Source organism: Nonomuraea pusilla, assembly GCF_900109355.1.
Taxonomy (GTDB): Bacteria; Actinomycetota; Actinomycetes; order Streptosporangiales; family Streptosporangiaceae; genus Nonomuraea; species Nonomuraea pusilla.
In genome coordinates this window covers 26,719-46,043 of the sequence record NZ_FOBF01000023.1, presented here as the reverse complement: position 1 = coordinate 46,043, position 19,325 = coordinate 26,719, and the positions used below count along the sequence as shown (strand labels likewise).

Genomic DNA, 19,325 nt, shown 5'->3' with positions numbered 1-19,325 from the left:
CACCACATGCGTCACGGCGAACTCTGGTTCGCCCCTCTCATTGGCCGGGGCGGACGAGACCCGACTCGTAGGCGTACCGCACGGCCTGGGCGCGGTCGCGCAGCGCGAGCTTGGCCGGCAGGCGGTTGATGTGGGTGCTCACGGTCGCCTCCGCGATGCCCAGGGCGGCGGCGATACGCGCGCGCCGGCCGGGCCGGCTGGTGGTTCCCCGGCTGCGTGGTCCTGGGCATCGTCGTCTGGGTGTACGGCGCCAACCAGTGGAACCTCGTCCTCGGCCTCGGCGGCCCCGTCATCCTGCTGGTGGGTCTACGGCGTCGTCGGCGTCTCGATCATCCGCATGCCGGACGCCGAGTGGTCCGCGCGGGAGGAGTGACGCCGCGGGCCGCTCACGGGCGCGGCGGGCGGCGGTACAGGACGGTCAGCAGGATGCCCGCGAGCGTCACGCTGGTCAGCAGGACCATGAAGAACAACAGGTCGACGCGGATGTTCATGTGCGGCTGGTAGGTGCGCACGTACCACTCCTCGGCCGCCGCCAGCAGCCACGCCACCGCGGGCAGCAGCAGGAACCGGGCGCTCGGCCACGTCCGCCGCAGCCCGAACGCCAGCGCGGCGAAGCCGGCTCCGCACAGCGCCAGGGGCACGGGCCGGTAGATGTCGCCGAGCACCTCGATCACCTGCCCGCCCCCGTCCACGCACCACCCGCCGCTCCCGCGACGAACCTCTCACGCACGAACACCCCACGCAACAACCGCTGTGGGTGTATTGACGGAAAGGGGAGGAAAGGATACGTTCCGGTAGATTTCACGGTCGTCCAAGGGAAATCCGGTGAGATGCCGGTGCGGACGCGCCACTGTAACCGGGACGAAGATCCCGGAAGCCAGGTCGCTTGGCGATCGTGACCTCACATGTAGGGACGCGTCATCCCCGAGGAGGTTCACCATGAGTGGCCTGACCACTCCATCCACCCTTCCCCTTCCCCGTCTCCGCCCCTGGCTGCTACTGGGCGTGCCGGTGCTGCTGCTCGTCGCCTACCTGGTCCTGATGGACAACGGCGCCGTCTCCCAGGTGGGCACGTACCTGCACGAACTCATGCACGACGGGCGGCATCTGCTCGGCGTGCCCTGCCACTGAGGGCCGGCGTGGTACGCACCCTGCTGGTCAGGGGCCTGTTGCTGGGGCTCCTGGCCGGCCTGATCGCGGGCGCGTTCGCCTTCGTCTTCGGCGAACCGCGCATCGAGAGCGCCATCGCCCTGGAGGAGGCGGCGTCCGCTCAGCATGCCGGGTCCGAGCACGGAGGTGCCGGGCACACGCACGAGCACGGTGCGGAGGCGGTGGTGAGCAGGCCGGTGCAGAAGGCCGGGCTGTTCCTCGCCACCGGGCTCTACGGGCTCGCCGTGGGCGGGATCTTCGCCCTCGTGTACGCGGGGCTGCGCGGCCGGGTCGGTCCCCGGTCCGAGGGCGGGCTCGGGCTGGCCGCCGCCGGCGTCGCGTTCGTGGCGGTCATCCTCGTACCGTTCGTGAAATATCCGGCCAACCCGCCGGCGGTGGGCGACCCGGAGACCATCAACGGCAGGACCGTGCTCTACCTGGTGATGGTGCTGGTCGGCCTGGCCGCGACGGCGGTCGCCGCGGTCACCGCGCGCCAGGTCGGCGCCGGGCCCTGGGCCCGCTGGGCCGCCGCCGTGGCGGTGTTCCTCGTGCCGGTGGCGGCCGCCTGGCTGCTGCTTCCCAGCGTGAACGAGGTGCCGGAGGGCTTCCCCGCCACGCTGCTCTGGGAGTTCAGGCTGACGTCCCTGGGGACGCAGCTCGTCTTCTGGGCGGTCTTCGGCGCGCTGTTCGGCTGGGCCTGCGACCGGGCGGCCCGCGCCCCGCGCGCCGCCCTGGCCGCGGCCTGACCGGGCCCGACCAGGTGCTGTTCGTACGCCAGGCGACCACGCCCGGCATGCGCGCGGCCCGCTTCCCCGTGCCGGGCGAGCGGGCCGACCCGGCGAGCCTGGCCGCGGCCGCGGCCCTCGCGGGCGTGGTCGCCGGCCTGCCCGCGTTCGCCGCGCCCTCGGCGGCGGCCGGGCAGACCGCCTCGGCGCTGGGCCTCGACGCCTCGGCCGTGCCGTGCCTGGCGGAGGCCGACGCCGGGCGGTGGGCCGGCCTGACGTACGAGCAGGTCGCCCGCGACGAGCCGGACGACCTGGCGCGCTGGCTCGCCGACCCGCACGCGGCGCCGCACGGCGGCGAGAGCCTGGCCGGCCTCGCGGACCGCGTGGCGTCCTGGCTCGGCTCCGGACCTCCGGAGGAGGCCGTCGTCGTCTGCGACGCCGGAGCGATCAGGGCGGCGCTCGCCTGCGCGCTCGGCCTCGACCCGTGGGCCGCCGCCAGGTTCGACGTGGCGCCGCTGTCCACCACCGAGCTGTCCCCCGCCCGCGGCGGCTGGCGGGTCGCCCATGTCAACAGGACTGTTGGCAGGCCTGTCGGCAGGACGCCTCCCCGCCGTCCCAACCGGAAGGTCACCGCGTGATCGCCACCTATCCGTTCAGCGCCGTCGTCGGGCTCGACGACCTGAAGCTGGCGCTGGTGCTCAACGCCGTCTCCCCCAGAGTGGGCGGCGTGCTCGTCCGGGGCGAGAAGGGCACCGCCAAGTCCACGATCGTCAGGGCGCTGGCCGCGCAGCTCCCCGCGGTGGAGGTGGTGGACGGGTGCCGGTTCGCCTGCGACCCCGGCGCCCCCGACCCCGGCTGCCCCGACGGCCCGCACGAGCCGGGGGAGCGGCGGCTGCGCCGTCCCGCCGCCCTGGTGGAGCTGCCGGTGGGGGCGTCCGAGGACCGGCTCGTCGGCGCGCTCGACGTGGAGCGGGCGCTGACGGAGGGCGTCAAGGCGTTCCAGCCGGGCCTGCTGGCCGCCGCCCACCGGGGCGTCCTGTACGTGGACGAGGTCAACCTGCTCCACGACCACCTCGTGGACCTCCTGCTGGACGCCGCCGCGCTCGGCACCTGCTACGTCGAGCGCGAGACCGTGTCGGTACGCCACGCCGCCCGCTTCCTGCTGGTGGGCACCATGAACCCGGAGGAGGGCGAGCTGCGCCCGCAGCTGCTCGACCGGTTCGGGCTGACCGTGGAGGTGCGGGCCTCGCGCGACCCGGACGAGCGGGCCGAGGTGGTCAGGAGGAGGCTCGCGTTCGAGGCGGGACCCGAGGAGTTCGCCGCCCGCTGGGCCGCCGAGGAGGCGGCGCTGGCCGCGCGCGTCGCGCTGGCCCGCGACAGGCTGCCGGGCGTGCGGCTGCCCGACGCCCGGCTCAGGCAGATCGCCGCGATCTGCGCCGCGTTCGAGGTGGACGGGCTGCGCGCCGACCTGGTCACAGCGAACGCGGCCGTCGCGCACGCCGCCTGGGAGGGCAGGGAGGCGGTGACGGCCGCCGACGTGCGGGCGGCGGCGCGGCTGTCGCTGCCGCACCGCCGCAGGCGCGACCCGTTCGACGCGCCGGGTCTGGACGAGGAGCTGCTGGAACGGCTGCTGGAGGAGACCTCAGGCCCTGAGGACCCGGACGACCCGCAGGGCGGGGGGTCGCGTCCACAGGATGTGGACGGCGGGCCGCAGGACGGCGGACCCGACGGGACGAACGGCACGCAGAAGGACGGCGGACCGGCAGGAACGGCCGGGTCGCCGCAGGACACCGCACAGCCTGTGGACAACCGGGCGGCCGAAACGCCGCACGACGGCCCACAGCCTGTGGACGACGGCACGGCCGCCGCGACCGCCGGGAACGAACCCGGGCAGTCCGCCCAGCCGCCCGGCGAGGGGCCCGCGGTGGAAGGGCGGTCCGCCCAGGTGGCCGGGGTCGCCGCGCCGTACCGGGTGCCGCTGTTGCAGGTGCCGGGGCTGGGCGAGGGCGCGGCCGGCCGCCGGTCGCGGGCCCGCGGCGCGCGGGGCAGCGGGCAGGGCCGCGTCACCGGCGCGCGGCGCCCCGTCGGACGGGTGCGCGGCCTGCACCTCGCCGCGACCGTGCTCGCCGCCGCGCCGCACCAGCGGCGGCGCGGCCGCACCGGCCCCGGCCTGCTGCTGCACCCCGACGACCTGCGCGAAGCCGTGCGCGAGGGCAGGGAGGGCAACCTCGTGCTGTTCGTCGTGGACGCCAGCGGCTCCATGGCCGCCCGCAGGCGCATGACCGCGGTGAAGACCGCCGTGCTCAGCCTCCTCCTCGACGCCTACCAACGCCGCGACAAGGTGGGCCTGGTCACCTTCCGCGGCTCATCCGCCGAGGTGGCGCTGCCGCCGACCTCGTCCGTGGAGGCGGGCGCGGCCCGGCTGCGCTCGCTGCCGACCGGCGGACGCACCCCGCTCGCGGCCGGGCTGGCCAAGGCGGCCGACGTGCTGCGCGTCGAGCGGGTGCGCGACCCGGACCGCCGCCCGCTGCTGGTGCTGGTGACCGACGGCCGCGCCACCGCCGGCGGCGACGTGGAACGGGCGGCGGCGCTGCTCGACGGCACCGCGGGCGTCGTCGTCGACTGCGAGAGCGGGCCGGTGCGGCTCGGGCTGGCCGTACGGCTGGCCGCCAGGCTGCGCGCCCGGCTCCTCCCGCTCGACGCGCTGTCGGATCTGGGCTCCACCGTCCGCGACCACAGGAAGGCGGTCTGACATGCCGCAGGGGAAGCCGGCCATGGTGCCGGACGACGGTCTCACCACCCGGCAGCGCCGTGCCAGGCCGCTGCTGATGGTCCACACCGGGCCGGGCAAGGGCAAGTCGACGGCGGCGTTCGGCATGGCGCTGCGCGCCTGGAACCAGGGCTGGCCGGTCGGGGTGTTCCAGTTCGTCAAGTCGGCGAAGTGGCGCGTGGGGGAGGAACGGGCGCTCAAGGTGCTCGGGGCCTCCGGCGAGGGCGGCGCCGTCGCCTGGCACAAGATGGGGGAGGGCTGGTCGTGGATCCAGCGCCCCGGCGCCCAGGAGGACCACGCCGCCGACGCCCGCGAGGGGTGGGAGCAGATCAAGCGCGACCTCGCGGCCGAGACGTACCGGTTCTACGTGCTGGACGAGTTCACGTACCCGCTGAAGTGGGGCTGGATCGACCTCGACGACGTGCTGGACGCGCTGACCGGCAGGCCGGGCACGCAGCACGTGGTGATCACGGGCAGGGATGCGCCCGCGCGGCTGGTGGAGGCGGCGGACCTGGTGACGGAGATGGGCAAGGTGCGCCATCCCATGGACTCCGGCCAGAAGGGGCAGAAGGGCATCGAGTGGTGATCCCGCGGCTCGTCGTCGCCGCGCCGTCGTCAGGGAGCGGCAAGACGACCGTGGCCACCGGGCTGATGGCGGCGCTGCGCGCCCGCGGGCTGCGGGTGTCGCCGCACAAGGTGGGGCCCGACTACATCGACCCCGGCTACCACGCGCTGGCCACCGGCCGGCCCGGCCGCAACCTGGACCCGTGGCTCGTCGGCGAGGAGCTGGTGGCCCCGCTGTTCCTGCACGGGGCGGCCGGGTGCGACGTGGCGGTGGTCGAGGGCGTGATGGGCCTGTTCGACGGCAAGGCCCCCACGGGAGCGGCCCCGGCGGTCGGGACGGGACCGGCCACGGCGGCTCCCGCGGGGACGGCCGCCCCTGCCGTCGGCGACGGTGGGCGGGCGGGGGACTTCGCCTCGACCGCGCACGTCGCCAGGCTGCTCGCGGCTCCCGTCGTGCTGGTCGTGGACGCCTCCGGGCAGAGCGGGTCGGTGGCGGCGCTGGTGCACGGGTTCGCCACGTTCGACCCGCGGGTGCGGGTGGGCGGCGTGGTGCTCAACCGGGTGGGCTCCGACCGGCACGAGGAGCTGTGCAGGACGGCGTTGGAGGCGGCGGGCTTCCCCGTGCTGGGAGCGGTCAGGCGGGACGACTCCGTCACGGTGCCGTCCCGCCACCTGGGGCTGGTGCCGGCGGCCGAGCGGGAGGCCGAGGCGGTGGCCGCGGTGGACCGGCTCGCCGCGCTGGTGGCGCGCTCGTGCGACCTGGACGCCGTGCTGCGCCTGGCCCGCACCGCCCCGCCGCTGCAGGCCGCCCCGTGGTCCCCGGCCCGCGCCGTTCCCTCGCCCGAGCGGCGGCCCGTCGTCGCCGTGGCGGGCGGGGCGGCGTTCACCTTCGGCTACGCCGAGCACGTCGAGCTGCTGCGCGCCGCCGGAGCGGACGTGGCCGTCCTCGACCCGCTGCGCGACGAGAGCCTGCCCGACGGCACGTCCGCGCTGGTCGTCGGCGGCGGCTTCCCCGAGCTGCACGCCGCCGAACTGGCCGCCAACGAGCCGCTGCGCCGGCAGGTCGCCGCCTTCCCCGGCCCGATCGCCGCCGAGTGCGCCGGCCTGCTCTACCTGTGCCGCGAGCTGGACGGCCGCCCCATGTGCGGACGCCTGCCCGCCACGGCCCGCATGACGGAGCGGCTGACCCTCGGCTACCGGGACGCCACGGCCGTCAGGGCGTCGCTGCTGACCCGGCCCGGCGAGCGCTTCGCCGGGCACGAGTTCCACCGCACGGCCGTCCAAGCGGACGCCGGGACGGACGCCGGGCCGCTGCTGCGCTGGGAGGGCGGCGGCGACGGCTTCGGCGACGCCCTCCTCACGGCCTCCTACCTGCACCTGCACTGGGCGGGCCGCCCGGAGCTGGCTCAGCGGCTGGTGTCGTCCTCCAGGTCGCCCTCGGTCCTGAGGTAGACCTCGTGCAGTCCGCGCAGCAGCTCGGGATCGGGGTGCTCCCACATGCCACGCTCGGCCGCCTCCAGGAGGCGTTCGGCGATGCCGTGCAGCGCCCACGGGTTCGACCTGGCCATGAACGCCTGGTTCTCGGGGTCCAGCACGTAGACGGCGGCGAGCCTGTCGTACATCCAGTCGGCCATGACGCCGGTGGTGGCGTCGTAACCGAACAGGTAGTCCACGGTGGCGGCCAGCTCGAACGCGCCCTTGTAGCCGTGCCGCCGCATCGCGGCCAGCCAGTTGGGGTTGACGACGCGGGCGCGGAAGACCCGCGCGGTCTCCTCCGACAGCGACCTCGTACGGACCGCGTCGGGGCGGGTGCTGTCGCCGACGTACGCCGCCGGGGCCTTCCCGGTCAGGGCGCGGACCGTGGCGACCATGCCGCCGTGGTACTGGAAGTAGTCGTCGGAGTCCGCGATGTCGTGCTCGCGCGTGTCGACGTTCTTGGCGGCCACGGCGATCCTGCGGTAGGCGTTCTCCATGTCCTGCCGGGCCGGGACTCCGTCGAGGCCGCGACCGTACGCGTAGCCGCCCCACACGGCGTACACCTCGGCGAGGTCGGCGTCGTCGCGCCAGTTGCGGCTGTCGATGAGCGGCAGCAGCCCGGCCCCGTACGCGCCGGGCGCGGAGCCGAAGATCCGCATGGTGGCGCGCCTGCCGTCGCCGTGCGCCTCGGCGTCGGACGTGACGTGGGCGCGGACGTAGTTGTCGGCGGGCGGCTCGTCGAGGCCGGCGACCAGGCGTACCGCGTCGTCCAGCATGGCCACGACGTGCGGGAACGCGTCGCGGAAGAACCCGCTGATGCGTACGGTCACGTCGATGCGGGGACGGCCGAGCTCGGCGAGCGGCACCGGCTCCAGCCCGGACACGCGGCGCGACGCCTCGTCCCAGGCGGGGCGGACGCCGAGCAGCGCCAGCACCTCGGCCACGTCGTCGCCGCAGGTGCGCATGGCGCTGGTGCCCCAGACGGACAGCCCCACCGAGCGCGGCCACTCGCCGGTGTCGGCCCGGTAGCGCTCCAGCAGCGACTCGGCCATGGCCTGCCCGGTCTCCCAGGCGAGCCTGCTGGGCACGGCGCGCGGATCGACGGAGTAGAAGTTGCGGCCGGTCGGCAGCACGTTGACCAGGCCGCGCAGCGGCGAGCCGCTGGGGCCCGCGGGGACGTAGCCGCCGTCGAGCGCGTGCAGCACGTGGTCGAGCTCGTCGGTGGTGCGCGCCAGCCTGGGCACGATCTCGGCGGCGGCGAACGCCAGGATGCGGGCGACCGTCTCCCGCCGCCGGTCCGGCGCCGCGAGGGCGACCTCGGCGGCGGCGCCCGGGTCCCAGCCGCGCTCCTCCATGGCCTCCACCAGGGCGCGGGCGGCCGTCTCCGCGCGGTCCACGGCACCCAGCCCGGCGGTGCCGTCCTCGGCCAGGCCGAGCGCCTCGCGCAGGCCGGGCAGCGTCTCCCGGCCCGACCACATCTGCCTGGCCCGCAGCATGGCGAGCACCAGGTTCACCCGGTCCGTCCCGGACGGGGCCCGGCCGAGCACGTGCAGCCCGTCGCGGATCTGCGCGTCCTTCACCTCGCACAGCCAGCCGTCCACGTGCAGCAGGAAGTCGTCGAACTCGGCGTCGTGCGGCCGGTCGTCCAGGCCGAGGTCGTGGTCGAGCCTCGCCGCCTGGATCAGCGTCCAGATCTGCGCCCTGATCGCGGGCAGCTTGGCGGGGTCCATGGCGGCGATCGAGGCGTGCTCGTCGAGGAGCTGCTCCAGCCGGGCGATGTCGCCGTACGTCTCGGCGCGGGCCATGGGCGGCACCAGGTGGTCCACGAGGACGGCGTGCGCCCGCCGCTTGGCCTGCGTGCCCTCGCCCGGGTCGTTCACGAGGAACGGGTAGATCAGCGGCAGGTCGCCGAGCGCGGCGTCGGTGCCGCACGAGGCGGACATGCCCATGGACTTGCCGGGCAGCCATTCGAGGTTGCCGTGCTTGCCGACGTGGACGACGGCGTGCGCCCCGAACTCCTCCCCCAGCCACCGGTACGCCGCCAGGTAGTGGTGGCTGGGCGGCAGGTCGGGGTCGTGGTAGACGGCGACCGGGTTCTCGCCGAAGCCGCGCGGCGGCTGCACCATCACCACGACGTTGCCCGACCGCAGCGCGGCCAGCACGATGTCGCCGTCGTGGGTGAACAGCTCGCCTGGGGGCGGCCCCCAGTGCCGTTCCATCCCGGCGCGCAGGTCCTCCGGCAGGGTGCGGTACCACTGCTCGTACGCCTTCCCGGAGATGCGGACGGGGTTGGCGGCGAGCTGCTCCTCGGTCAGCCAGTCCGGGTCCTGGCCGCCCGCGGCGATCAGGGCGTGGATCAGCGCGTCCCCGTCCGGCTCGGCGCCCGCGGACGGCACGCCTGGGAAGCCGTCGCCCAGGTCGTATCCGGCCTCGGCGAGCCTGGCCAGCAGCCTGACGGCGCTGGCCGGGGTGTCCAGGCCGACCGCGTTGCCGACCCTCGCGTGCTTCGTCGGGTACGCCGACAGCATCACGACCACCCGCCGCTGCGCGGGCGGGGTGTGCCTGAGCAGGCCGTGCCGTACCGCGATGCCCGCCACCCTGGCGGCCCGCTCGGCGTCGGCCGCGTACACGGTCAGGCCGTCCTCGTCGATCTCCTTGAACGAGAACGGCACCGTGATGATCCGGCCGTCGAACTCGGGGATCGCCACCTGCGACGCCGCGTCGAGCGGGGACAGGCCGTCGTCGTTCTCCTCCCACGCCTCCCGGCTGCCGGTCAGGCAGAGCCCCTGCAGGATCGGCACGTCCAGCTCGGCGAGCGCGCCGACGTCCCACGCCTCGTCGTCGCCGCCCGCCCCGGCCGTGGCGGGACGGGTGCCGCCCGCCGCGAGCACGGTCACGACCAGCGCGTCGGCGGCGCGCAGCGTCTCGAACAGTTCGGGCTCCGCCGTGCGCAGCGACGAGCAGAAGACGGGCAGGGCCTGCCCGCCCGCGTCCTCGACGGCCCGGCAGAGCGTCTCGACGAACGCCGTGTTGCCCGCCATGTGGTGGGCCCGGTAGTAGAGCACGCCGACGACCGGACCGTCCGCGCGGCGCGCGGCCCGCTCCAGGCGGCCCCAGGCCGGGGCGGGCGCGGGCGGGGCGAAGCCGCGCCCGGTCAGCAGCACGGTGTCCGACAGGAACGCGTGCAGCTCGGCCAGGTTCGCGGGGCCGCCGTGCGCCAGGTAGGCGTGCGCCTCGGCGCAGGTTCCCGCGGTGACCGTGGACAGCTCCATCAGCTCGGCGTCGGGCGCCTGCTCGCCGCCGAGCACCACCACAGGGAGCGGCCCGGCCAGCAGGTGGTCGAGGCCGTCCTCCCAGGCGCGGCGCCCGCCCAGCAGGCGGACCACGACCAGGTCCGTGCCGTCGAGCAGCGGCGGCAGGTCGGCGGCGGTCAGCCGCGCCGGGTTGCCCAGCCGGTACGGCACGCCGCTCGCGCGGGCGCTCAGCAGGTCGGTGTCGGAGGTGGAGAGCAGCAGAACGGTGGTGGGTGCGTCGCCAGGCACGCGGATGTCCTCCCTCGGGGTCCTCGCCCCGGTCGCGGGTGTCGCGACGGCAGGAGTCTCCTGGCTCCCGGATCGACGCTCACCCCGGCCTTCCCGCCCGTCGCCGGGCCGTGGCCTTCGGTGGGGTTCGCTCCCCGGTCACAGTGGCGGGACCGCGCCGGTTTCGCACCGGCTTCCTCCCTTTGCCATCGCCTGACGGCAAGCGTACGTCAGCGAGAACTGGAGTGACCATGCCCTCGTCCCCGACCGGTCTCCCCCGGCGCGCCGGGCTGGACGCCTGCCCCGGCGCGCTGCAGACGCACCAGGCGGCCGACGGCGCCCTGGCCAGGGTCCGGCTGCCCGGCGGCACCGTGACCGCCGCCCAGCTCCGCGAGCTCGCCGGGTGCGCGGCCGAGCTGGGGTCCGGGGTGATCGAGCTGACCTCGCGGGGGAACGTCCAGGTGCGCGGACTGCGCTCCGCCGACGCGTTCGCCGCGCGCCTGGCCGCCGCCGGGCTGCTGCCCTCGGCCTCGCACGAGCGGGCGCGCAACATCGTCGCCTCGCCGCTGGACGGGCGCGGTCCCGGCGGTCGCGTGGCGACCCGGCCGCTGGTGGAGGCGCTCGACCTGGCCCTGCGCGCCCGGCCGAGGCTCGCCGAGCTGCCGGGACGGTTCCTGTTCGCGCTGGACGACGGCACGGGCGACGTCGCCTCGCTGGGCGCCGACGTGACGTACACGCCGGACGGGCTGCTCGTGGCGGGGACGCGGCTCCGCCTGCCGGGGACTCCCGGCGACCCGATCCCGCTCATGCTCGCGCTCGCCGAAGCCTTCCTGGACGAACGGCAGGACGCCGCGCCTTCCGTGGCGTGGCGGATCACCGAGCTGCCCGGTGGCCCCGCGCGGGTCGCCGGCAGGCTGGGCGGCGCCGTCATCCCCTCCGAGCAGGGCGGGACGCCGCGCGGGGGGCGGGCCGGGCTGGTCGTCCAGCGGGACGGGCGCCTGGCGCTGGAGGCCGTCGTCCCGCTCGCCCGCCTCACCGCCGCCCAGGCGCGGACGCTCGCGGACGCCGCCGCCGAGGCCAGGAGCGTCCCGGAAGAGGACGTCGGCGGGGAGATCGTGCGGTTCACGCCCTGGCGGGGCGTCGTGCTGCAGGACCTGGCGCCCGAGGCCGCCGCCCGCGTCTGCAACCGCCTGACGAGGGCGGGCCTGGTCACCGACCCCGGCTCGCCCTGGGTGGGCGTGACGGCCTGCACCGGACGTCCCGGCTGCGCGAAGTCGCTCGCCGACGTCCGGGCGGACGCGTCCCGCTGGGTCGCGGGCCGGTCCCGCGCCCCGGAGACGCCGGTCCACTGGGCGGGCTGCGAGCGACGCTGCGGCCTGCCCAGGGGCCCGGTCGTCCAGATGATCGCCACCGGCCACGGTTACGAGGAAAGGGCACAGTGAGCACCGACACGCACGCGGGCACCCCGTGGGACGGGTACGTCCGCGACGGCGCCGAGATCTACCGGCGTTCGTTCGCCACCATCAGAGCCGAGACCGACCTGTCGGGGCTGCCGCCCGACGTGGCGCGGGTGGCGGTCCGCATGATCCACGCCTGCGGCATGACCGACCTGGTCGACGACCTGGCGTTCTCGCCCGGGGTGGTCGCCGCCGCCAGGAGGGCGCTCGACGCGGGCGCCCCGGTGCTGTGCGACGCCACGATGGTCGCCTCCGGCGTCACCCGCGCCCGGCTGCCCGCCGCCAACGAGGTGCTGTGCACGCTCGGCGACCCCCGCGTCCCCGAGCTGGCGGGGCGGCTCGGCACGACCCGCAGCGCCGCCGCGCTGGAGCTGTGGCGCGACCGGCTCGACGGCGCGGTCGTGGCGGTCGGCAACGCGCCGACCGCGCTGTTCCGGCTGCTCGAACTGGTCGCGGAGGGAGCGGGCAGGCCCGCGGCCGTGCTGGGGATCCCGGTCGGGTTCATCGGCGCGGCCGAGTCGAAGCAGGCGCTGGCCGGAGGCGACCTGGAGTTCCTGGTGGTGCACGGCCGCAGGGGCGGCAGTGCGATGGCGGCGGCGGCGGTCAACGCCGTCGCGAGCGAGGTGGAGTGATCATGGGTGAGGGACGGCTGTACGGGGTGGGGCTGGGGCCCGGCGACCCCGAACTGGTCACGGTCAAGGCCGCCAGGCTCATCGGCGAGGCCGACGTCGTCGCCTACCACGCGGCCAGGCACGGCCGCAGCATCGCCCGCTCCATCGCGGCGCCGTACCTGCGGGAGGGGCAGACCGAGGAACTGCTGCTGTACCCGGTCACCACCGAGACCACCGACCACCCGGGCGGCTACCAGGGGGCGCTGGACGACTTCTACGCCGACTGCGCCGCCCGGCTGGCCGCCCACCTCGACGCCGGACGCACCGTGGTGGTGCTCGCCGAAGGCGACCCGCTCTTCTACGGCTCGTACATGCACATGCACAAGCGGCTCGCCCACCGATACCCGACCGAGGTGGTGCCGGGGGTGACGTCGGTCAGCGCGGCGTCGGCCGTGCTCGGACGCCCCCTGGTGGAGCGCGACGAGGTGCTCACCGTCCTGCCCGGCACGCTGCCCGCCGGGGCGCTCGCCGAGCGGCTGCGCGCCACCGACTCGGCGGCCGTGCTCAAGCTCGGCAGGACGTTCGGGAAGGTGCGCGACGCCCTCGCCGACGCCGGGCGGCTCGACGACGCCTGGTACGTCGAGCGCGCCACCATGGGCGGCGAGCGGGTCGCCCCGCTCAAGGACGTCGATCCCGAGGGGGTGCCGTACTTCTCGCTGGCCCTGCTGCCGAGCCCGGCCGAGCGCACCTTCACGCCGCCGCCCCCGGTCGTGGCCGCCTCCGGCGAGGTGACGGTGGTGGGCCTCGGACCGGCCGGGCGGCCCTGGCTGACGCCGGAGGCGCAGGAGGCGCTCGCCGCCGCCACCGACCTGGTCGGCTACGGCCCGTACGTGGACCGGGTGCCGCCGAACCCGCGCCAGACGCGGCACCGCACCGACAACCGGGTCGAGGCGGAACGGGCCAGGCACGCGCTGGAGCTGGCCAGGGGAGGCGCGCGGGTCGCCGTGGTGTCGTCGGGCGACCCCGGGGTGTTCGCCATGGCGAGCGCCGTGCTCGAAGCAGCCGAAAACTTCCCGGACGTGCCGGTACGCGTCGTCCCCGGGCTCACGGCCGCGCAGGCGGTCGCGAGCCGCGCCGGGGCGCCCCTCGGCCACGACTACTGCGTTCTGTCGCTGTCGGACCTGCTCAAGCCGTGGGACGTGGTGGCCGCCAGGCTGACCGCCGCCGCTCGTGCCGACCTGGTGCTCGCGATCTACAACCCGGCGTCGCGCAGCCGTACGTGGCAGATGGCCGCCGCCCGCGACCTGCTGCTCGAACACCGCGACCCGGCCACGCCCGTGGTGATCGGACGCGACGTCGGCGGCTCCGGCGAGAGCCTCACCGTCACGACGCTGGGCGAGCTTGACCCGGCCCTGGTGGACATGCGCTGCCTGCTCATCATCGGCTCCTCGACGACCCGGGTCGGCCCGCACGGCCTCGTCTACACCCCCCGCCGCTACCCATGACCCGCCTCCGCGGGGCGCCTGGCCGCCTTCGCGGATGCCCGGAGCAGGCGCGGGGCCCCGGTGTCAGGGGCCGGGGGCGGCGTGGTGGCGGGCCCAGCGGGCGGCCTCCGCCGCCGTGCCCACGAGCCTGACGCCGGGCGGCAGCGGCGGGCGGTCCACCATGACCACGGGGAGGCCCAGCTCCCGGGCCGCGACGAGCTTCGCCCGCGTCATGTCGCCGCCGCTGTCCTTGGTGACGAGCACGTCCAGCCGGTGCTCCCGGATGAGCGCCCGCTCCCCCTCCACCGTGTACGGCCCCCGGTCGAGCAGCACGTGGACGTTCGCGGGCACCGGCGGCTCCGGCGGGTCCACCGACCTGGCCAGGAACCACACCCCGTCCAGCCCGGAGAACGCCGGCAGGCTCCGCCGCCCCGTCGTCAGGAACACCCGGAGCAGCGGGGACGGCCGGTCGGCCCGCTCCGGCCCGGCTCCCGGGAGGCGTACCGGCGGCCGGTCGGCCCGCTCCGGCCCGGCTCCCGCGAGTCGTGCCCGCTGCCGGAGCAGGGCGGCGGCCTCTTCCAGTGACCCGGTGCGGTGCCAGGCGTCGCCGGGCTCCTCGCGCCAGCCCGGACGCCGCAGCACCAGCAGCGGCACCCCGGTCGCGCGGGCGGCGCTCGCGGCCGACGCGGTCATCCGGGCGGCGAACGGGTGCGTCGCGTCGACCATCGCCGCGACGTCCTCGGCCGCCAGCCACGCCGCCAGCCCCTCAGGACCGCCGAAGCCGCCCTCGCGCACCTCGCCGACGGGAAGCCGCGGGTTCGTCACCCGCCCGGCCAGCGACGACACGACCCGCACCCCGGCCGCGTCCAGCTCGGCGGCCAGCGCCCGCGCCTCGGCCGTGCCGCCCAGGATCAGCACGGGCCGCCCGTGCCTGCCCGCGGGCGGCGCCACGTCCCTCATGCGCGCGGCCTGGCCGCGCTGTAGAGGTGGCTGTCGGGGAACTCCGACGCCGACAGCACCCGCCCCACCACGATCACCGCCGTCCGCCGCACGCCCGCCTCGCGGACCCGTCCCGCGATGTCGGCCAGCGTGCCGCGCAGGATCACCTCGTCCTCCCTGCTCGCCCGCGCCACCACGGCCACCGGGCAGTCGGCCCCGTACGAGGGCAGCAGCTCGTCCACGACCGCCTCGATCCGCTGCACGGCCAGGTGCAGCACCAGGGTGGCCCGGCTCGCCGACAGGGTCGCCAGGTCCTCGCCGTCCGGCATCGGGGTGGCCCTGGCCGACGTACGGGTGAGGATCACGGTCTGCCCGACGCCGGGCACGGTCAGCTCCCTGCCCAGCGAGGCGGCGGCCGCGGCGAAGGCGGGCACGCCGGGCACCACCTCGTACGGCACGCCGAGCGCGTCGAGCCGCCGCAGCTGCTCCGCCATGGCGCTGAACACCGACGGGTCGCCCGAGTGCAGCCTGGCCACGTCGAGCCCGGCCCGGTGCGCGGCGGCCAGCTCGGCGACGATCTCGTCCAGGGTGAGGTTCGCGGTGTCGACGAGCCTCGCGCCCTCGGGGCAGGAGTCGAGCAGTTCGCGCGGCACCAGCGACCCGGCGTACAGGCAGACGGGCGACGACCGCAGCACCCGCAGCCCCCGCACGGTGATCAGGTCGGCCGCGCCCGGACCCGCCCCTACGAAGAAGACGGTCACGCCTCATCCCCTCTCGCGCCAGGTCTGGTGACCGACCAGACGGTCACCGGCATCATGGCCCGCCACCCGGTGAAGCCGCCCACCGGCGACCCCCGCTGCACCGACACCCGTACGAGGTCGCCGCCGAGCCTGGCGTACCAGCCGGCGACGACCGCCTCCGACTCGACCGTGACGGCGTTGACCACGAGCCTGCCTCCGGGCCGCAGCGCCTCCCAGCAGTGTTCCAGCAGGCCGGGCGCGGTCGCCCCGCCGCCGACGAACACCGCGTCAGGGTCGGGCAGCCCGTCCAGCGCCGCCGGGGCCCGTCCTTCGACCACGCGCAGCGACGGCGCCCCCAGCGCGTCGGCGTTGCGCCGGACGGCGGCGGCCCGGTCGGCCCTGCTCTCCACGGCGACGGCCCGGCAGGACGGGTCGCTGCGCAGCCATTCGATCGCGACGCTGCCCGCGCCCGCGCCGACGTCCCACAGCAGCTCGCCGGGCAGCGGAGCGAGCCGCGACAGGCTGACGGCGCGCACCTCCCGCTTGGTGAGCTGCCCGTCGTGCTCGTACGCGGTGTCCGGCAGTCCCGGCACGAGCGGCAGCGGCGCCGCGCCGGGCCCGGCCACGCACTCGACGGCGATCACGTTCAGCGCGGAAGGGGCGGGGTCCGTCCAGCTCTCGGCGGTGCCGCGGACGACCGCCTCGCCAGGCGCGCCCAGGTCCGCCAGCACGGTCAGGCGGCTCGGCCCGTACCCTCGGCCGGTGAGCAGCCCGGCCACCACCGACGGGGAGCCCCGGTCGGCGCCGAGCACGAGGACGCGGCGGCCGGGCAGGACGGCCGCGTTCAGCGCGGCGGCCGGGCGGCCGACCAGGCTGACCACCCGGACGTCCTCCACGGGCCAGCCGAGCCTGGCGCAGGCCAGCGCGAGCGAGGAGACGTGCGGCAGCACCCGCACCCGTTCCGCGCCGACCAGCCGGACGAGGGTGGAGCCGATGCCGAAGAACATGGGGTCGCCGCTCGCCAGCACGCACACCTCGCGCCCCGCGTACGCCTCCACGAGCCCCGGCAGCGCGGGCAGCAGCGGCGAGGGCCAGGGCACCCGTTCGGCGGGCGACGGCGGCACGAGGTCGAGCTGCCTGCGCCCGCCCATCAGGACGCCGGCGGCGAGGATCGCGTCGCGCGAGGGGCCGGCGAGGCCGTCCCAGCCGTCGGCGCCGATCCCGACGACCGTGATCACGCGTTGCCCAGGACGCGGGTCACCCGGATCTCCAGGACGACCCGGGCGGGGTTCGGCCGGGGCGCCCGGTAGCGCTCGGCGTAGCGGCGTTCGGCGTCGGCCACCTGGTCCGCCTCGGCACGCACCACGGCCAGCCCTTCCAGCGTGGACCAGCGGCGCCCGTCCACCTGGCAGAGCGCCACCTTCGCCCCCTCGGGGCCCGCGGCGGCGACGAGCCGCGCCTTGCGCGAGCCGCCCGAGGTGATCACGCGGGCGACGCCCGCGTGCAGGTCCAGGGTGGCGCCGACCGGTACGACGTGCGGCGAGCCGTCGGGCCTGACCGTGGACAGCGTGCACAGGTGCCGCTCCCGCCAGAACTCGGCAAAACCGTCACCGCGCTCAACCAGGTTCACATGCCTCCTCGGGGATCAGCGAGGCAATATCGTATGCTCTGGCACACTCTTACCCGTGAAGCGGCTCCTCGTGATCGGCATCGGCGCCGGCGACCCCGACCACCTCACCCTCCAGGGAGCGAAGGCCATCGGCGTGGCCGACGTGTTCTTCCTCGTGGACAAGGGCGAGGCCAAGCAGGAACTCGTACGCCTCCGCCAGGACCTCATCGACGCCCACGGGCGCGGGACGTACCGGGTCGTCGAGGCCCGCGACCCCGAACGCGACAGGTCCGCGTCCGCCTACGCCGAGGCCGTCGAGGACTGGCGCTCGCGCCGCTCCCAGGTCTTCGAACAACTCATCCGGGACGAGCTGCGCGACGGCGAGACCGGCGCGTTCCTCGTCTGGGGCGACCCCGGCGTGTACGACAGCACCCTCGCCATCTTGGAGGAGGTGCTCGACCGCGGCCAGGTCACCTTCGACTACCAGGTCATCCCGGGCATCAGCAGCATCGCCGCCCTGACCGCCGCCCACCGCACCAGCCTCACCCGGGTGGCCAGGCCCGTCCACCTCACCACCGGCCGCCGCCTCGCCGAGGAGGGCCTCACGGCCGACGACGTCGTCGTCATGCTGGACGCCCACTGCTCCTTCGCCGGCCTCGGCCCCGACGTCCACATCCACTGGGGCGCCTACCTCGGCACCCCGGACGAGATCCTGGTCTCCGGCCCGGTACCCGAGGTCGCCGACCGCATCCGTGACCTCCGCAGCCAGGCCAGGGAGGACAAGGGCTGGATCATGGACACGTACCTGCTCCGCCGCACACCCCCACCCGCGGACCCCGGAGCCTGATCGCTGACGGCTGTCGAGCCGCCCGCCTCCTGTCAATCGTGTCCCAGGTAGACCGTCTTGCTCCACGTGTAGAAGTCGAGCGCGGCGGTCCCCTGCTCCCTGAACGTGTTGGAGGAGGAGTCCTTGACCCCGCCGAACGGCACGTTCAGGTCCAGGCCCGTGGTGGGGCGGTTGACCTTGACCACGCCGACCTGGGCGTGCGCGGCGAAGTGGTGGGCGGCGGTCAGGTCACGGGTGCAGATGCCGGCGGTGAGCCCGTAACGCGAGTCGTTCACCCGGGCCAGGCCCTCCTCGTAGGAGTCGACCCCGAGTACGGCCACGACCGGCCCGAAGATCTCGTCGCGGACCACGGAGGACTCGTGGGTGAGCCCGGTGAGGACCGTCGGCCGGAGGAACTGCCCCGACGGTGCCGCACCGCCGGAGACGATCGTGGCGCCCTCCGCTCTGGCGGTCTCGATCCCGGCCACGTCCACGGCGAGCTGCTGCTCACTGACCACGGGGCCCATGACGTACGACTCGGCCTCCTCGGCCAGCGCGTCGAGGAACGCCTCCCGCAGGCCGGGCGTGCAGTAGACCCGCGAGGTCGCGGTGCACGCCTGCCCGGTGAGGCTGAAGGCGCCGGCGGCGACGACCTTCGCGGCCGCAAGAGGGTCGGCGTCGTCCAGGATCAGGTAGGCGTTCTTGCCGCCCATCTCGAGCTGGACTCGTGCCCGGCGGTCGCTGAGGATCCTGTGCAGGCCCAGGCCGACCCCGGTGGAGCCGGTGAAGGAGAGTGCCGCCACCCGCTCGTCCCTGGCCAGGGCGTCACCGACGACCGAGCCCTTGCCGTGCACGACGTTCAGCACTCCGGCGGGCAACCCTGCCTCCACGAGCGCGTCGGTCAGATGCGCGAAGGAAAGCGGTGTGAGCTCGGCCGGCTTGACGACCACGGCGTTGCCCGTGACCAGCGCGGGAGCCAGCTTCCACGCGGGGATGGCGATCGGGAAGTTCCACGGTGTGATCAGCGCGGCGACGCCGAGCGGCTCGCGCCGGGTGAAGACCATGGTGCCGGGCAGCCCGCTCGGCAGTACCTCCCCCGAACCGCGCCAGCCGAGCGAGCCGAAGAAGCGGAGCACGTCGATGGCGCGGCGGACCTCCCCCTCCGCCTCGGCGAGGGTCTTGCCCTCCTCACGGCTGAGGTCGGAGGCCACCTCGGAGTGCCGGGAGCGCAGCAGGTCGGCGGCGTCCAGCAGGATCGCGCCGCGCGCGGGCGCGGGCGTGGCCGCCCAGGCGGCCTGCGCCTCGGCCGCCGCCGCGAGCGCCGCGTCCACGACCGAGGCGTCGGAGGAGGGGGTCACGGCGACGACGTCGCCGGGGTCGGCCGGGTTGCGGCGGGTGACCTGGGGATCACCCACGCGCTCACCCCCGATCAGGTTCAGCACGTCGGTCACTGG

At 75.7% G+C, this 19,325-nt stretch carries 18 protein-coding genes and 2 riboswitches; of the genes, 10 read left to right on the top strand and 8 right to left on the bottom strand.

Annotated elements, in window-relative coordinates; genetic code table 11:
• Positions 1-37: 37 nt before the first annotated feature.
• Both BMX74_RS34885 and BMX74_RS34880 read right to left on the bottom strand, forming a co-directional pair.
• The gene (locus BMX74_RS34885; RefSeq protein WP_091104812.1) at positions 38-175 is read right to left on the bottom strand and encodes a LuxR C-terminal-related transcriptional regulator; all 138 of its coding nucleotides are present in this window, start codon (positions 173-175) and stop codon (positions 38-40) included.
• A 211-nt stretch (positions 176-386) separates the two neighbouring features.
• Positions 387-692: a hypothetical protein gene (locus BMX74_RS34880; protein ID WP_091104811.1), complete on the bottom strand. Its 306-nt coding sequence runs from the start codon at positions 690-692 to the stop codon at positions 387-389.
• Positions 693-788: 96 nt separating this feature from the next.
• Positions 789-922, top strand: a riboswitch (adenosylcobalamin (AdoCbl) riboswitch).
• Positions 923-939: 17 nt separating this feature from the next.
• On the opposite strand from BMX74_RS34880, the gene BMX74_RS34875 reads away from it, so the two are divergent.
• From BMX74_RS34875 to BMX74_RS34850, 6 genes are read left to right on the top strand one after another with little or no spacing between them, the layout of a single operon-like run.
• On the top strand, positions 940-1,131 hold the full coding sequence (locus BMX74_RS34875; protein ID WP_091104809.1) for a CbtB domain-containing protein: 192 nt from the start codon (positions 940-942) through the stop codon (positions 1,129-1,131).
• 8 nt (positions 1,132-1,139) lie between these two features.
• On the top strand, positions 1,140-1,895 hold the full coding sequence (locus BMX74_RS34870; protein WP_091104807.1) for a CbtA family protein: 756 nt from the start codon (positions 1,140-1,142) through the stop codon (positions 1,893-1,895).
• A gap of 14 nt (positions 1,896-1,909) precedes the next feature.
• A complete protein-coding gene (locus tag BMX74_RS34865; RefSeq protein WP_091104806.1) occupies positions 1,910-2,512 on the top strand; it encodes a histidine phosphatase family protein in 603 nt (200 codons plus the stop codon).
• A complete protein-coding gene (locus BMX74_RS34860; protein WP_091104804.1) occupies positions 2,509-4,626 on the top strand; it encodes a VWA domain-containing protein in 2,118 nt (705 codons plus the stop codon). Before BMX74_RS34865 ends, BMX74_RS34860 begins: the two co-directional genes overlap by 4 nt.
• Position 4,627: 1 nt before the next feature.
• On the top strand, positions 4,628-5,230 hold the full coding sequence (cobO, locus tag BMX74_RS34855; protein WP_055504196.1) for a cob(I)yrinic acid a,c-diamide adenosyltransferase: 603 nt from the start codon (positions 4,628-4,630) through the stop codon (positions 5,228-5,230).
• Positions 5,227-6,660, top strand: a complete 1,434-nt coding sequence (locus BMX74_RS34850; RefSeq protein WP_091104925.1) for a cobyrinic acid a,c-diamide synthase CobB — start codon at positions 5,227-5,229, stop codon at positions 6,658-6,660. The genes cobO and BMX74_RS34850 overlap by 4 nt, the downstream gene beginning before the upstream one ends.
• Here the strand turns inward: BMX74_RS34850 and cobN are convergent.
• Entirely contained in the window at positions 6,615-10,226 is a 3,612-nt protein-coding gene (gene cobN, locus BMX74_RS34845; protein ID WP_091104803.1) for a cobaltochelatase subunit CobN, read from the bottom strand. The two genes, BMX74_RS34850 and cobN, sit on opposite strands and share 46 nt — an antisense overlap.
• A gap of 38 nt (positions 10,227-10,264) precedes the next feature.
• A riboswitch (cobalamin riboswitch) is annotated at positions 10,265-10,445 on the bottom strand.
• Positions 10,446-10,456: 11 nt separating this feature from the next.
• On the opposite strand from cobN, the gene BMX74_RS34840 reads away from it, so the two are divergent.
• Genes BMX74_RS34840 through BMX74_RS34830 form a run of 3 tightly spaced genes read left to right on the top strand, consistent with a single transcriptional unit; the run spans position 10,457 to position 13,778 of the window.
• Positions 10,457-11,647 carry a hypothetical protein gene (locus tag BMX74_RS34840; RefSeq protein ID WP_091104801.1) on the top strand — a complete coding sequence of 397 codons (1,191 nt, stop codon included), beginning with the start codon at positions 10,457-10,459 and terminating at the stop codon, positions 11,645-11,647.
• Positions 11,644-12,294 carry a precorrin-8X methylmutase gene (locus BMX74_RS34835; RefSeq protein ID WP_055504193.1) on the top strand — a complete coding sequence of 217 codons (651 nt, stop codon included), beginning with the start codon at positions 11,644-11,646 and terminating at the stop codon, positions 12,292-12,294. The genes BMX74_RS34840 and BMX74_RS34835 overlap by 4 nt, the downstream gene beginning before the upstream one ends.
• A gap of 2 nt (positions 12,295-12,296) precedes the next feature.
• Positions 12,297-13,778 (top strand): precorrin-2 C(20)-methyltransferase, encoded by a 1,482-nt coding sequence (locus BMX74_RS34830; RefSeq protein ID WP_091104800.1) that lies wholly within the window; start codon positions 12,297-12,299, stop codon positions 13,776-13,778.
• A 63-nt stretch (positions 13,779-13,841) separates the two neighbouring features.
• Here the strand turns inward: BMX74_RS34830 and BMX74_RS34825 are convergent, their stop codons facing one another.
• Genes BMX74_RS34825 through BMX74_RS34810 form a run of 4 tightly spaced genes read right to left on the bottom strand, consistent with a single transcriptional unit; the run spans position 13,842 to position 17,066 of the window.
• Complete coding sequence (locus BMX74_RS34825) at positions 13,842-14,717, bottom strand: cobalt-precorrin-6A reductase (RefSeq protein WP_091104798.1); 876 nt, start codon at positions 14,715-14,717, stop codon at positions 13,842-13,844.
• Positions 14,714-15,457 carry a precorrin-4 C(11)-methyltransferase gene (gene cobM / locus BMX74_RS34820; protein WP_055504190.1) on the bottom strand — a complete coding sequence of 248 codons (744 nt, stop codon included), beginning with the start codon at positions 15,455-15,457 and terminating at the stop codon, positions 14,714-14,716. The genes BMX74_RS34825 and cobM overlap by 4 nt, the downstream gene beginning before the upstream one ends.
• Positions 15,454-16,674: a precorrin-6y C5,15-methyltransferase (decarboxylating) subunit CbiE gene (gene cbiE / locus BMX74_RS34815; protein WP_091104797.1), complete on the bottom strand. Its 1,221-nt coding sequence runs from the start codon at positions 16,672-16,674 to the stop codon at positions 15,454-15,456. Before cbiE ends, cobM begins: the two co-directional genes overlap by 4 nt.
• A complete protein-coding gene (locus BMX74_RS34810; RefSeq protein ID WP_091104795.1) occupies positions 16,671-17,066 on the bottom strand; it encodes a TIGR03618 family F420-dependent PPOX class oxidoreductase in 396 nt (131 codons plus the stop codon). The genes cbiE and BMX74_RS34810 overlap by 4 nt, the downstream gene beginning before the upstream one ends.
• Before the next feature lie 55 nt (positions 17,067-17,121).
• Between BMX74_RS34810 and cobF the strand changes: the two genes are divergently transcribed.
• Positions 17,122-17,892 carry a precorrin-6A synthase (deacetylating) gene (cobF, locus tag BMX74_RS34805; RefSeq protein ID WP_091104794.1) on the top strand — a complete coding sequence of 257 codons (771 nt, stop codon included), beginning with the start codon at positions 17,122-17,124 and terminating at the stop codon, positions 17,890-17,892.
• A gap of 32 nt (positions 17,893-17,924) precedes the next feature.
• On the opposite strand, the gene BMX74_RS34800 is transcribed toward cobF, so the two are convergent.
• Positions 17,925-19,322 (bottom strand): aldehyde dehydrogenase family protein, encoded by a 1,398-nt coding sequence (locus BMX74_RS34800; protein WP_091104792.1) that lies wholly within the window; start codon positions 19,320-19,322, stop codon positions 17,925-17,927.
• Between the last annotated feature and the right edge of the window lie 3 nt (positions 19,323-19,325).